This window comes from Arthrobacter sp. LAPM80, assembly GCF_046736435.1.
In the GTDB taxonomy this organism is placed as follows: domain Bacteria; phylum Actinomycetota; class Actinomycetes; order Actinomycetales; family Micrococcaceae; genus Specibacter.
Genome location: NZ_JBCHVD010000003.1, coordinates 1 through 14672 on the forward strand (window position 1 = coordinate 1; position 14672 = coordinate 14672).

Sequence of the window (14672 nt, forward strand, 5' to 3'; positions counted from 1 at the left end):
CCGCGGCGAAATCACAGTGGATCGGCCCACCCATGTCTGAGTCGTTGTTGCTGCCCGCACTGGGTGAAAGCGTCACCGAGGGAACTGTGACCCGCTGGCTCAAATCAGTTGGCGATTCCGTTGCCTTCGACGAGCCGTTGGTTGAGGTCTCCACCGAAAAGGTGGATACCGAAATCCCCTCCCCCTTCGAGGGAATCCTGCAGAGCATCCTGGTGCCTGAGGATCAAACCGCCGAGGTGGGCGCGGTGCTGGCCATCATTACCCCCCATGGCGCCGCCCCTGTTGCTGAGGCACCGGTCGCGGAAGCACCGGTCGCGGAAGCAACGGCTCCTGTGGCTGCGCTGGCTCCGGCACCTGCGGCGTCGAGCAACGTCGTGGCCTCCGGTAACGGAAGCTACTTCACCCCGCTGGTGCGCCAGCTCGCCCGCCAGCACAAGGTGGATCTGTCCGCCGTCACAGGTACGGGCATTGGCGGACGCATCCGCGGCGACGATGTCAGAGCTGCTGCGGCGGCGCAGTCCGCATCGGCGGTCATCGTTTCTGCTGCTCCGACCTCCGCCCCGGCCAAGGTAGAGGCATCAGCGTCGACAAGCCTGCGCGGAACTACCGTGAAAGCTTCGAGGATTCGTGCCGTCATTGCCAAGCGCATGCGTGAATCGTTGGATACTTCAACCCAGCTGACGCAGGTGCACGAGGTGGATGTCACCAACATTGTGCGGTTGCGCGGACGGGCAAAGGGGGCGTTTGCCGCAGCACACGGGGTAAACCTGACGTACCTGCCGTTCATCGCCTTGGCGGTGGCCGAGGCACTGAAGGCCTTCCCCATGCTCAACGCCTCCTTCGATGAAGCGGCCGGGACCATCAGCTACCACGACGCCGAACACCTCGCCTTCGCGGTGGACGCGCCCAAGGGACTTTTGGTGCCTGTGGTCCGCAACGCCGGGGAAATGAATCTCGCCGGACTCGCCGCGGGCATTGCCGACGTCGCAGCACGAACCCGCGACGGTTCCATCAAGGCCGACGAGCTCTCCGGTGGCACCTTCTCCATCACCAACATTGGTTCGGTGGGTGCGCTCTTTGACACGCCCATCATCAACGCGCCGCAGGTGGGCATTCTGGGGGTTGGCGCCATCGTCAAACGCCCGGCTGTGGTCACCGGTCCTGAAGGGGACGACGTGCTGGCCATCCGCCACATGATGTACCTGTGCCTGACGTACGATCACCGTCTGGTTGACGGTGCCGACGCCGGCCGGTTCCTGCAAACCGTGACCGCCCGGTTGTCATCCGCAGCCTTTGAGGGCGATCTGGGCTTGTAAGCACAACAGTTGCAAGTGCAAAGCACGTGCCCCCTACATTGGAGAATGCGAAGTGGAATCCGCATTCGCCAATGTCGGGGGCATTTTTTTGCCCTGCAACTCTGCAGAAAGCTGGGCGAGATTCTTTGGGCCATGAGGGCGTAGGCGGCGGTGTCGGGCATGAGGGTGTCGGGATTGCGATCCCGGGCTTCCTCTTCGCTGAGGGCGGCAGGCCCGCCAATCAGGTGCAGCCGCACGTCGCCCTAGACCACAACCGTTGAAAAGGCCTGCACTGTGGCCCGGCCCGGCCCAGGTTGGTCAGCTGCCGTGCGTGATCCACCGCCGGCCCACTTCACCAACGGTGGTGACGAAAACGCCGTCGAACGTTGCCTGCGCCGGGGAGAAATCCCTAAAAGCGTCGGCCGGAGGGCTCCGGCCTTGGTACGCAAAAGCGGGGGCTGCCGGTGCTTGTGGCACCAGCACCCCCCGCTATTTATGGGTTTCGCGTCGAACTACTGGCGGGCACCCCGGGGGGAGAACCTGCGCAGGGCTAGCGTTCCACCGAGCAGGAGTAAAAGCCCACCCATCAGGCCTACCGGCAACAAGCCAAAGCCGGTGTTTGCCAGGGCATCGCCTGTTGTTCCAGCAGCTGTGGAACTTGCGGCGGAGGCCGGTCCGGTGGTGCTGCCGGTGGCTGCACCCGTGGGGGCAACCTTCACGGCAATGCTGACTTCAACGGCTTTGCCATCGGCACCCATGCCTGCAATAACCACAGTGTGGGCACCAGCTGGCACGTTTGCCGGCAGCTTGGCCGTCAGGGAAACCGTTCCGTCAGCCCCAACCACAGCCGTACCCAAAACCACAGGATCCGAATGCAGTGTGAACGTTGCAGTGGTGCCCGGCTTGAAGTTCTTGCCTGTAATGGTCACGGTGCCTCCAGCGGAAACCGTGCCCGAACCCACCGAACCTGACGGCTCACCCTCGGCCGGAGGAGCCGCTGTCGGAGCAACCGTGGCCGAAGGCGAAACTGACGGGCTTATTGTCGGGCTGGCCGACGGGGTGACGGAAGGGCTGACCGACGGGCTGGCAGACGGGCTGACGGACGGGCTGACGGACGGGCTGGCCGACGGGGTGACCGACGGTTCCGCAGACGGGCTGACGGACGGGCTGGCAGACGGGGTCTGGGTTGGTTCTGGAGCAAGCTCCAGTGCAAACGCAACTCCGGCAGCCGTGTTGGCAACGTTCTTGACACCATTGTGGGCGGCGCCAGCAACGGAGATCTCAGCTACCTTCTTGGCAATCAGGTCCGCTGCAGTCACTGTGTGCTTGAAAGTCCCAACAGTGCTTGCACCGGCAGCCAACGTAGCCGCGGCTCCGGTCGTATCAGGCAGGGAGAGACCGGTCAGCGCAACGTTTCCATCGTTCTTGGCAGTCACCGGGAAGCTGACAACGTCCCCCACACTGGCGAAACCGCTGGCATCCTTGTCTTCTAGGACGCCCGTGCCGACAGTCAGTGCCAATGAAGGCCTGCGGACAAGAACATCAACCTCGCCACCGTCGATGGTGTAATTTACGGACGTGGCGCCGGTTCCTTCTGCCGTCCACTGTGTCACGGGTTGGAAGAAGCCATTGGCAACGTCTTGGGCCGTAATGACACGCTTGGCCGTGGTGCAGGTGTAGCCACCACCAACGGGGATGTTCCTGTAGCGGCAGTTGGGCGTCCCGTCGATGTTGAATCCGGAGAGTTCACCGGCGGTTGGGTAGACCGTGGAGACGATGTCAGCGGTGCTCTTGACAACAAAGCTGTACGGCAGTTCCTGGCCCACCGTGTACGGGCTTGTCATCATGTCTCGGCTTGTGTCCGTGCGCTCGCCCTTGATGGTTGCGCCGACAACTGGCGTGCCTGTGCTGGGAACCGCGGTGACAACGATCCCCACTGTGGCGCTGACAGCTCCTGCCGTGGCAGTCACCGTGCGGTTGCCTGCAAGGATGCTTGCAGGAACCGTAACCGATGTGGTGGCCTTGCCAGCCGCATCAGTGGTGACGCTGCCCAACGAGGCTCCGCCATCCAACGTCAGTGCCACGGCGGTGCTGGCCGGGAATCCTGATAGCGATACCGAGATGTCCTTGCCGGCCTCAACTGAGCCCGGGGTTGCGGTAACCGATGCTGCACCTGCTGTGACTGCCAGGCCGCCGATGTTGACTTCGGCGCCTCCGCCGAAGGCATTCCCGGCGATGGAGTTCAGGCCGACAAGCTTGACGTAGCGTCCTGCCTTGTTGCCGGCAATGACAATGCGCTGGCGCTCGGCGACGCCCGTAAACGAGCCGCTAGCCACCTTCGTGCCAAAGTCGGTGAGGCTGTCGGAGACAAAGATTTCATAATCCTTGATCTTGCCATTTGTTGCATTCTGGCGCTGCGTGTATTCGAAACCAGTGATCTGGTAGCTCTTGCCAAGGTTGAAAACCACAGAGTGGGGAAAAGCCCCTGGCGTGCCCGACCACTTGGTGTGCCAGAACGTATCGGGGTTTCCGTCTAGCAGGGCTGCTGCCGGACCGTTGGGTGCGGTCTCGCCTGTCAGCTCTTCCGATGAGACTGACGCAATGGTGATCTCGCGCTGCGGTATCCGGTTCGCGATAGGCGGCTCGGCGCCGCAGAGTTCATCGCCACAGGCTGCGACAGGGGCCGATGAAACCGATGCAGCGGCAACCTTTGCACCGTTCCTCGCGCTTACTGCGAGTCCCTTTGCCGCGACCTTGTTGGCGGAAACATCCGCGGCCGTCAGGGTGTAGACGGATGTGGATGTCTTGCTTTCAGCTACAGCCAGATCGAAGCTTGCGGCACCGAATCCAGTCACGTCTGCGAGCTTCACATTGCCAGTATTCGTGACAACGGATGTGTAGGTGACGGTGTCGCCGACAGAGGCGAACCCGCTGCCATCAACATCCATCAAGGCGCCAGCGGTGTAGGCCAGGGAAATAGACGGCTTGCGGACCAACAGATCCACTTCGTCACCTGTGATAGTGGTGCTCTTGGTGAGGGCTCCGGCAGTGGCCTTCCAGGTGGTCAGCGGAACAAAGTATCCGTTCGCCAACTCATCAGCGGTCACTGCGTGCAGGGCAGTGTTGCAGGTGTAGCCTTCAGCAACCGGCAATGATCCCCAGCGGCAGTTGCCTGCATCGGCAGTGCCACCTTCAGCCACACGGAGCAGCGGGTTGAAATTGCCTGCCGTGGGGTAGATTTCGGCGGCAATGTTGCCGGCATTCCTGATCATGAAATTGTAACCAACCTTGTCCCCGACAGCGTAGGGGGTGGTGGCAACATTGCGCAGTGGTGCCCGCAGCTCGCCGCGGCCGTCAACGCCGACGACGGTGTCCGCCGCGCCGCCTGTAACGGCAACCCTTACGGTGGTGGTCACCTTGTCAGTACCGCGGGTCAGGTTTGCATTGAATGTGACTTCCCCAACCTTGGCAAAACTGGGAATGCCAACAGGAACCTTGACGACTGTGGAGGCACCGGGTGCCACGTTGGGCACTGTGACCGAACCTGCGGTCCAACCGGCGTTGGTTACGTATTTTCCACTTGCGCCCGGAACGGGAACCCCAAGGGAAGCAACGGCACCGGAGAGAACGTCGGTGCCGTTGTTCGTCACGGTCAAGGCCACATCCACGGTGGATCCGTTGGCGCCTGAGCCGTTGGCGGCCGTGAGGGCCGCACTCATGATGCCCCCACAGTTGACTTCCAGCCACGCGGCGTCGAACTTGCCGAACGTCATGGCGTTGCCGTCAGCCTCGTAGAACAGGCCGAACGTTCCGTCGCTGAGCGCTGTCACGGTGGAGTACGCCATGTAGCCGCTCTTGAACTGCTTGCCGGCGCTCCATGTGGTGCCGTCGTCGCAGGAGTAGCGGATGGTGCCGTTGGAGCGGCCTGAGGTGCTGTTTGCGTTGGAGAATAACAGCATCTTGGCTTCGGCCGAGCCCTGCACGGCATTTGGGTACATGCGCGCAATGGAGGCGTTGTTGACGGGGTCAATCAAGGTGCTGTTCACGGTGACGGGACCGTAAGTTTCACCCCCGTCCTTGGAAATGGCTACCTTGCGGCCGGTGCCACCACTGCTGATACGGGAGTTGAGCATGACGTCGCCGTTGGAAAGTTCAACGGTCTTGTTCTCATCCATGCCATCACCGACGAAGGACCCGCGCTGCCAGGTCTTGCCGTGGTCATCGGAGTACACGCTGTAGGCCTGGTACGGGGTGCTTCCGTTTGCCTGCTTGACCTTACCGGTGAACTGCTGGATCAAACGGCCCTTGTGAACACCGTACTGAAGCTGGATGCCTTCGCCCGAGGCGGCAAAGAGACCTGCGACGCCGCCAACATTGCTTGCATCTCCGACCGGCTTGACCACGTCCGTGATCAGCGGTCCGTCAAATGCCGCAAAGGGTGAGCTGGCAGCATAGTTTGCCGGGGGCAGAACAGGCATGTTGCCGGGGTCAGTGGACCATGTCAGGCCCTTGTCCCTAGAGACGGAAACCTGGGTGCCGATGATCTGGCGGTTGGCGTCGTCGTTGCCATATCCGCTGCCCTGGAAGCCCTGATCCTTGGAGTAGACGTGGAAGTTGAAGACGTCTCCGGTGACCTTGTCCACAACGTAGCTGGGATCGCTGAAACCGAAGCGCAGGTTGCCGTTTTTGGCTTCCTGGCCGCGCGCAATGTAGGTGGGCGCACCCCAAGTGAGACCACCGTCCACGCTGCGGCGCTGGACGATGGAGTTTGGCGAAGGAGCATCGCCGCCGTCTGGGCGGCCGTCATAAGAGGCCAGGACAACGCCACCGCCCAGATCCGCCAAGGCGGGGATGCGGTAGTAACGGCCCAGGCTTGCATCAATGGCGTTGTCGCCACTTTTGGCCAAAACCTGTTCGGCGTAGCTGCCAGCGGCAGCCAACGGGGCCGGTGCCTGATCTTGGGCAAAAGCCGGGGCCATCATGCTCGTCAGCAGTCCGGCTGCCAACACACCCGCCGTGACGGTTGCAAAGCCGCCCTTTGTTCGACGGGCCTTATCGGTGAATTTCATCGATTCCTTTCAAGTGACCATCATGGCCAAGAAAAATATGCTGTCTTACCAGAGCATCCAGCGACTACCCCAAGAAGTCGGACATAGGATGACCGGTATGATTCTATAGTGTTATGGATCACTCTTGAGGGAGATTCCCAATTATTACTCCGGCCACCCTGCCGATCCCTGTTCGACGAAACAATCCGCCGATGAATATGACGAGCACCGAGGTAACTGCAACTGCGTGGCCCGTGTTGCAAAACCGGTTAACCCTGTCGGGAAATGTGATTTATAGGACATGGAACATCAGGTCAATCTAACGTGCTTGTGATCACAAAACCATTTTGCCAAGCGACTCATTTGTGACTACTATCAATCTCCCGTCGTCCAGCGGGGCCCCAAATTCCTGAGTTTGGAAACTCTCGGTAGAATGGGAGTGCAAGCTCGCGGAGCGCTCTTCTTATCGGTTTTCAGGCGGAATACAACCTGACCCACAAGACGGCGTAAGACGGCACCTCCGCGGCACCCCCTCTTAAACACCAGGAGTTCCTTCGATGCCCCGGATCGTTGTCGACGTCATGCTCAAGCCCGAAATTCTGGACCCCCAAGGGAAGGCCATTGTTGGCGCACTCCCTCGTTTGGGATTCAACGCATTCTCCGCCGTCCGTCAGGGTAAGCGCTTCGAACTGACGGTGGACGGCGAGGTGACCGAGGAAATCCTGGCCCAGGCCCGCGAAGCCGCGGAGACCATGCTCTCCAACCCCGTCATCGAAGATGTTGTTAACGTTGAAGTTGTGGCGGACTAGCCATGAGTGAAACCCCCTTGATTGGCGGGGCCGTCCTGGCCCCAATTGACTCCCGTCTGGCGGGCGCCCGCATCGGCGTTGTCACCTTCCCCGGCACGCTGGATGACCGCGACGCAAGCCGCGCCGTCCGCCTCTCCGGCGCAACCGCCGTCGACCTTTGGCACGCTGACACGGAACTGGCCAACGTCGACGCCGTCATCATCCCCGGAGGATTCTCCTACGGCGACTACCTTCGTGCCGGCGCCATTTCACGCTTCGCGCCGCTGATGTCCAAGATCATCGACGCCGCAAAATCCGATGCAAAGCTGCCTGTTTTGGGTATTTGCAATGGCTTCCAGATCCTGACCGAGTCGCACCTGTTGCCCGGTTCCATGATCAAGAACGATCACCTGAAGTTCCTGTGCCGCGATCAGGTGCTGCGCGTGGAGAACAATGCCACCGCCTGGACCAATGCCTACGCCGCTGGCGAAGAGATCACGATTGTCCTGAAGAACCAGGACGGCCAGTACATCGCGGACGAAAAGACCCTTGACGCCCTTGAGGCCGAGGGTCGTGTGGCATTCCGCTACGTGGGCGGCAACCCGAACGGCTCACGCCGCGACATCGCAGGCATCACCAACGCCGCAGGAAACGTGGTTGGCCTCATGCCGCACCCCGAGCACGCGGTTGAAGCCGGCTACGGCCCCGGCCACACGGGCACCGACGGGCTGGGCTTCTTCACCTCAGTCTTGAACACTCTTCTGGGAGACAAATAAATGAGCGAGATCTCAACTGAATCCGCGAAAAAGTTCAACATCGACACCGTTGCTAACGCAGCCGTGACACCTGAGGTTGAGCTGCCGTGGGCCGAGCTTGGCCTGAAGCAGAACGAGTTCGACGACGTCGTAAAGGTTTTGGGCCGACGCCCCACCGCCGCTGAGCTGGCCATGTACTCCGTCATGTGGAGTGAGCATTGCTCCTACAAGTCCTCCAAGAACCATCTGCGCCAGTTTGGCGAGAAGGTCACCGAGGAAATGAAGAAGGACATGCTGGTGGGCATCGGCGAAAACGCCGGCGTCACCAACCTTGGCGACGGCTGGGCCGTGACGTTCAAGATCGAGTCCCACAACTCCCCCACGATGATCGAACCGTACCAGGGTGCCGCAACCGGCATCGGCGGCATTGTCCGCGACATCATCTCCATGGGCGCACGCCCGGTTGCAGTCATGGATCCGCTGCGTTTTGGCGCCATTGACCACCCGGACACCGCCCGCGTCATGCACGGTGCCGTTGCCGGCATCGGCGGCTACGGCAACTCGCTGGGCCTGCCGAACATCGGCGGTGAAATGGTCTTTGACTCCGTTTACCAGGGCAACCCGCTGGTGAACGCCCTCGCCGTGGGCGTCATGCGCCACGAAGACATCCGCCTGGCCAATGCCTCGGGCAAGGGCAACAAGGTTGTGCTGTTCGGCGCACGCACCGGCGGCGACGGCATCGGCGGGGCCTCGATCCTGTCCTCCGAGTCCTTCGACGACACAAAGCCCTCCAAGCGTCCCGCCGTCCAGGTGGGCGACCCCTTCGCCGAAAAGGTGCTCATCGAGTGCTGCCTTGAACTGTTCAAGGGGTCCCTGGTGGAGGGCATCCAGGACCTCGGCGCCGCAGGCATTTCCTGCGCCACCTCGGAACTGGCCTCTAACGGCGACGGCGGCATGGAAGTCGAACTGACCTCCGTGCTGTTGCGCGACCCCACCTTGACCCCGGGTGAAATCCTGATGTCAGAGTCGCAGGAACGCATGATGGCTGTTGTCTCCCCGGAGAACATTGCAGCGTTTGAAGCCGTCATGGAGAAGTGGGCCGTGGAGTACTCCTGGCTTGGCGAGGTCACCGACACAGGCCGCCTGATCATCAAGTGGGACGGCGAAGTCATTGTCGACGTCGATCCCCGCACTGTTGCGCACGACGGCCCGGTCTACGACCGCCAGTACGCCCGCCCGGAGTGGCAGGACGCCTTGCAGGCTGACGCCTTCAAGGGTTCAGCCGCCGATGCCGGCCGCCCCTCCACCCCGGATGAGCTCAAGGCCGCCGTGCTGGAACTCATTGCTTCCCCGAACATGTGCTCAAAGGACTGGATCACCAACCAGTACGACCGCTACGTTGGCGGCAACACCGCCATGGCGTTTCCGGACGACGCCGGCGTGATCCGCGTGGATGAGGAAACAGGCTTGGGCGTTGCCCTGGCCACCGACGCCAACGGCCGCTACACCTTCCTTGACCCGTACCATGGCGCCCAGCTTGCATTGGCCGAGGCCTACCGCAACGTCGCCACCTCAGGTGCCATTCCGATGGCCGTCAGCGACTGCCTGAACTTTGGTTCCCCCGAGGATCCGGATGTCATGTGGCAGCTCGCCGAATCCATCCGCGGCCTGTCCGACGCCTGCATGGTGCTTGGCATCCCCGTCACCGGCGGCAACGTCTCGCTGTACAACCAGACGGGCACCACGCCCATCCACCCCACCCCCGTTGTCGCGGTCTTGGGCAAGTTCGACGACGTCGCACGCCGCACGCCGTCGGGCTGGAAGGAAGACGGCCAGGCCATCTACCTGCTGGGCACCACGGCTGATGAAATGGATGGTTCCGAGTGGGCCAACATGCGCGGCCACCTGGGCGGCCTGCCGCCGAAGGTTGACCTGGCACGCGAGCGTGAATTGGGTGAAATCCTGATCAACGCCTCACGTGACGGCATGATCGACTCCGCGCACGACCTCTCCGAGGGTGGCCTTGCCGCCGCACTTGTTGAGTCCTCACTGCGCAACAACACCGGTGCGCGTGTGGCCCTGGATGAGGTTGCTGCCCGGGACGGCGTCGACATCTTCACCCTGCTGTTCTCCGAGACGCAGGGACGCGCCATTGTGGCTGTCCCGCGCAGCGAAGAGGTCCGCTTCAATGACATGTGCACGGCACGGCGTTTCCCGGTCTCCCGCATTGGCGTTGTTGACGCGGCCGGTGCGGCTTTGGATATCCAGGGCCTGTTCACCGCAGAGCTGGATGAACTCCGTGTTGCACACGAGGGCACGTTGCCGAAGTACTTCGGCTAACCACCCCTCCCCCATCTGTGACGCGGTTACTGCACGATAATCCCCATTTTTGGGGTTTTTTGGTGCAGTAACCGCGTCACAGTTGTTTAAGGCTGCGCAGTAGGCCCTTGACGCAGGAGGTAGCGGCGCTTATTGGCGCAGCCAAAGCCGTGGAAGCTGCGCTCGTGGTGCCTGTCCCCGGAGCGACGGTCTGATAGATGGAAGGTGCCGTCGCCGGGGCTGAAAAGTCCGATGTCTGGGCGTGAGTGGCGTAAATGACGCCTGCGAACGGTCCTTCCTGACGGTAATTTTCATGAAAAGTCCCCAAATGATATCCATAACTGTTACCTTTACACGCATACGTCTGATGTTTAATCGATGTATGCGTGTGGGTCAGTGCCGTCGCTATGAAGGTTTCGAATCGGCCGGCCTCGCAGTCCAAACCGACAGGGAGCCTTTGCAAGAAATGAAATTGACCAAGCTTCGAACCCGCCCAAATCGGGGGTCCGCCCCGACCACAAGTGCCAGACCGTTCAGCAGGCCCGGCAAGCTGCCCATCGCCGCCACGATTGCCGCCGCCGGTATGATTGCCGCAATGTTGTCACCTGCGATATCAGCCCAGGCCGCCACGTCCGACTCGTTGAACATTGGCTTCAATGGGTCCCTCGTGGGCACTACCGCCTACACGACCACAGGCGATGAAAGAATGCGCGGCGTGGTCCGGCGCATCAACGGCGGCGAGGAGCAGGTCGCCCAAGTCGGCGTCAAACTCACCGGTGGAACCCAAGGAATTCGCTTCGATTCAGCCGACCTGAACACCGGTGTCGACAAGGCCGACCAGGGCTTCCTCGGCGAAGTGAAGTTCACGCCCACCTCGAGTGCGGACATGTCCACCGTGTTCTCGGCTGGCGGCAACTTCTACATCCGCTCGCAGGGCGGCAAGCTCCGCTACGGCTTCGACTCCCTCACCGGTTCCACCTGGGCAACCCACATGAAGGAAACCCCCTACCCTGAGCTGAACAAGGCACACGCACTCTCCTTCCACTACCTGCCATCTGTAACGGGAGTGACGCTCTCCCTCATGCTCGACGGCGCAATCCTCCCACCGGTGACAAGCACCGAACCGGCCAAGAATGCACTGAACTTGGGCAATGCCTTTGGCTTTGGCAATGAACTCAACAGCCAGGGCGCAACGCGCGGCTTCACCGGAACCCTGCACGAAGTCCGGCTGGCCTCGACCGCCAAGGCGTTCAACGCCGCCGACTTTGAATTCCAGCCCCTGCCCGCATCCACGACCTTGCTGGATGTGGCATTCGGCGGCACGCTCGCTGCCAATGCCTACTCCCCCACCGGCACGGAAACCGTGCTCGGAACACTGGGCACCCGTGCAGGAACGGAAGTGGTCTCGGGCGGCAAAATCGCCTTGACAGGTGGCACCCAAGGTATCGACTTCTCCTCCACCAATGTCTCTCTCGGGACGGCAACGCTTGACAAGGCCTTCGTCGCAGAGACCGTATTCACCCCGTCGTCCGGCCAGGTCCAGCAGGGTACCCTGCTGGCCGTCGGCGGCAACTTCTTTGCCCGCTATGCAGCCAACGGCACCGAATTCGAGTACGGCTACAGCACCAACTCAAGCGGAAGCTGGGTGGATTTCAAGAACGCCATCCCCCTCCCGGCCGTCGAGCAGGAACACACCTTCTCCGTTGCCTACGTCCCGGCCGCGGACGGCAAGGTGACACTCTTTGCCGGACTCGACGGAAAGGAACTGGGAAGCGTGAACGGCACCGGCCTGTCCACCCGAAGCACCGCTGTGACAAGGACCGTGGGCTTCGGCAATGACGTCAACCCTGGGGCACTCTCACGCGGATTCAAGGGTTCGCTGAGCAAGTCCCGTTTCGCGTCCCTGCCGGGCAGTTTCAAGCCTGAGGCGTTCATCTACCAAACACTTGAAGCGACTGCCCCTGAAACATGCGAGCCACTGCTGATCGACCCCGCCAACTACATCAGCGTCACGGCAACAGATTGCACCGCGAACATCGTGGCCAAGTCCACCCTGGTGCGCCCCACACTGCCCCAGCTCGAATGGCAGGAAGCCCGCCAGACAGCATTCGTGCACTTTGGCATCAACACCTTCTACGATCAGGAGTGGGGCCACGGCACGGAGGATCCGAAGAGGTTCAACCCGAGCGATTTCAACGCCGACAGCTGGGTCAAGACCCTCCGCGACAACGGCTTCCGCCTGGCGATCCTGACCGTCAAGCACCATGACGGCTTCCTTTCCTACCCCTCCCGCTACACCGACTACAGTGTCAAGTCCTCGCCGTGGAAGAACGGCAAGGGTGATGTCTTGCGTGAGTTCACCGACGCGGCCCACAAGTACGGCATGAAGGTGGGCGTCTACATGTCCCCCGCCGACTCCAACCAGGAAGTCGACGGAGTCTTCGGCAACGGCAGCGCCAAGAGCGAACGCACCATCCCGACCCTGGTGCAGGGCGATGACAGGGCGGGCAAGACCCTTCCGCAATTCAAGTACCAGGCAACCGACTACGGATCATTCTTCCTGAACACCTTGTACGAAACACTGACCGAATACGGCCAGGTTGACGAGGTCTGGTTCGACGGGGCCCAGGGGAACACCGAAAAGCAGGAAACGTACGACTACCCGGCCTTCTACAACATGATCGGCAAACTGCAGCCCAACGCCGTCGTGGCCGTGGGCGGCAAGGACGTCCGCTGGATCGGCAACGAAAATGGCACCGCCCGCCAGAATGAATGGAGTGTCATTCCGGTCAAAACACCGAACGATGGCGGGAAGATCAGCGCCGTTTCCGGTGAGCAAAACGCCACCCTCGGCTCCCGGGACTCACTGGTCCAGGCGGCAAAGAGCGGCAGCGCCAACAACCTGCACTGGTGGCCGGCCGAGGCTGACATGAAGCTGACCCAGGGCTGGTTCGCGCACCCCAACGACGCCCCGAAGTCCCCGACAACCATGCTGGGCAAGTACCATGACTCCGTGGGCCGCAACTCCGTGTTGCTGCTCAACGTCCCGCCCACCACAACCGGCCAGTTCGCCCCATCCTCGGTCACGGCCCTGCAGGGCTTCACCGCAGAGCGCCAAAAGTCCTTCTCCGCGGACCACGCCCTTGGCAGGCCTGTCACCATCGGCGGGACCACCACGGCCCTAATGACCGACGGAAACCTGCGCACCGGTTCGGCCGTGCCGCTGGCCGCTGGCGATTCCTTTGTGATCGATCTTGGCTCGGCCAAGCCAGTGGACCGGATCACGCTGACCGAGGACACCCTCAACCACGGCCAGGCCGTGGAGAAGCTCAGCGTTGAAGCCAAGGTCAACGGCACGTGGACAAAGGTCACCGACATCGGCAACGTGGGCGTCCTGCGCATCCAGAAGTTCACCTCCACGGTGACGGCCCAGGAATTCCGTGTCACTGTCGTCGAAACACGCGCCCCGGCGTACTTCTCCGACGTCGCCTTATTCCAGCAGTTGGCAGCGGCACCGGAAGCATTGAAAGACCTGTTCGTTGACTGCTCGGCACCCGTTGCCGGCATCGGCACACAGGAACGCCCCTTCAACTCCCTGGAGCAATTCCGCCAGAGTGAAATCGCCACCGGCTCCACCCTGCACTTCAAGGCCGGCAACAACTGCGTCACATCCGACACCCCGTTCTGGGGCTACGGCACCACCGCGGCCCCGATCACTGTCACCAGCTACGGCACGGGAGCGGCACCCCTGATCGGTGGCAAGCCGCTTGGCTCGTTCTTCGCGAAGTTGGCACCACAGGGCTGGACGGTTGCACAGGATGCGCAACCGTCCAATCCGGGGGTTGCAGTGAACAAGCAAACCGTTGAGGCGGGCACCACTGTGGATGTTTCACTGACGGGCTTCGCACCCGCCAAGGAAGTTACCGTGGAACTCCACTCAGATCCCGTGGAACTGGCCAAGGTCACCACCACGGCCAATGGAACCGCGGCAGTCACAGTCACAATCCCCGCTGGCACTGCGAAGGGAGCGCACTCGATAGTGGCAACCCAGGGCGGACTGACGGCGTCGGCACCCCTCGCGGTGACGGTTGTGGAAGCGACAGACCCGCCAACGACGACGGCGCCCACTACGGATCCGACGGCAACACCGACGACCGAACCCACAACGGATCCGACGGAGTCGGCCACGGCCAGTGCCACCGCGTCTGCCAGTGCAACGGCATCCACAACGGCCCCGGGCACACCAACGCCAAGCAAGACACCGGCAACGGCCACCGGCACGGATGATCTGGCCCATACAGGGTCAACGTCCACGACGGTCGTGACCCTGGCGCTTCTAGCCCTGCTTGCAGGGTTGGGCACGGTGTTGCTGGTTCGCCGTCGCGGAAAGCGAGCTTAGAAGCCGCGCCCCGGAGCAAGCAACCCAATGAATAAGGACTGTGCCCGGTGCAAGGGATGCACCGGGCA

6 protein-coding genes are annotated in these 14672 nt (G+C 61.9%); 5 read left to right on the top strand and 1 reads right to left on the bottom strand.

Annotated elements, in window-relative coordinates; translation table 11 throughout:
• Positions 1-1316: 2-oxoglutarate dehydrogenase, E2 component, dihydrolipoamide succinyltransferase (gene sucB, locus AAGW05_RS04095; RefSeq protein ID WP_411803207.1), on the top strand; the 1316-nt coding region annotated here is incomplete at its 5' end.
• A gap of 491 nt (positions 1317-1807) precedes the next feature.
• On the opposite strand, the gene AAGW05_RS04100 is transcribed toward sucB, so the two are convergent.
• On the bottom strand, positions 1808-6364 hold the full coding sequence (locus AAGW05_RS04100; RefSeq protein ID WP_411803208.1) for a discoidin domain-containing protein: 4557 nt from the start codon (positions 6362-6364) through the stop codon (positions 1808-1810).
• Between the two features lie 536 nt (positions 6365-6900).
• Between AAGW05_RS04100 and purS the strand changes: the two genes are divergently transcribed.
• From purS to AAGW05_RS04120, 4 genes are all read left to right on the top strand, one after another.
• Positions 6901-7152, top strand: a complete 252-nt coding sequence (gene purS / locus AAGW05_RS04105; protein ID WP_411803209.1) for a phosphoribosylformylglycinamidine synthase subunit PurS — start codon at positions 6901-6903, stop codon at positions 7150-7152.
• Between the two features lie 2 nt (positions 7153-7154).
• Positions 7155-7907 (top strand): phosphoribosylformylglycinamidine synthase subunit PurQ, encoded by a 753-nt coding sequence (purQ, locus tag AAGW05_RS04110; protein ID WP_411803210.1) that lies wholly within the window; start codon positions 7155-7157, stop codon positions 7905-7907.
• Positions 7908-7916: 9 nt separating this feature from the next.
• Entirely contained in the window at positions 7917-10226 is a 2310-nt protein-coding gene (gene purL, locus AAGW05_RS04115) for a phosphoribosylformylglycinamidine synthase subunit PurL (RefSeq protein ID WP_411803479.1), read from the top strand.
• A gap of 574 nt (positions 10227-10800) precedes the next feature.
• On the top strand, positions 10801-14604 hold the full coding sequence (locus AAGW05_RS04120) for an alpha-L-fucosidase (protein WP_411803211.1): 3804 nt from the start codon (positions 10801-10803) through the stop codon (positions 14602-14604).
• Positions 14605-14672 lie beyond the last annotated feature (68 nt).

Bases quoted from the DNA above. Each gene is read 5' to 3' on its own strand.
- AAGW05_RS04100 (WP_411803208.1), bottom strand. From the start codon at position 6,364: ATGAAATTCACCGATAAGGCCCGTCGAACAAAGGGCGGCTTTGCAACC.
- AAGW05_RS04120 (WP_411803211.1), top strand. From the start codon at position 10,801: ATGTTGTCACCTGCGATATCAGCCCAGGCCGCCACGTCCGACTCGTTG.
- purS (WP_411803209.1), top strand. From the start codon at position 6,901: ATGCCCCGGATCGTTGTCGACGTCATGCTCAAGCCCGAAATTCTGGAC.
- purQ (WP_411803210.1), top strand. From the start codon at position 7,155: ATGAGTGAAACCCCCTTGATTGGCGGGGCCGTCCTGGCCCCAATTGAC.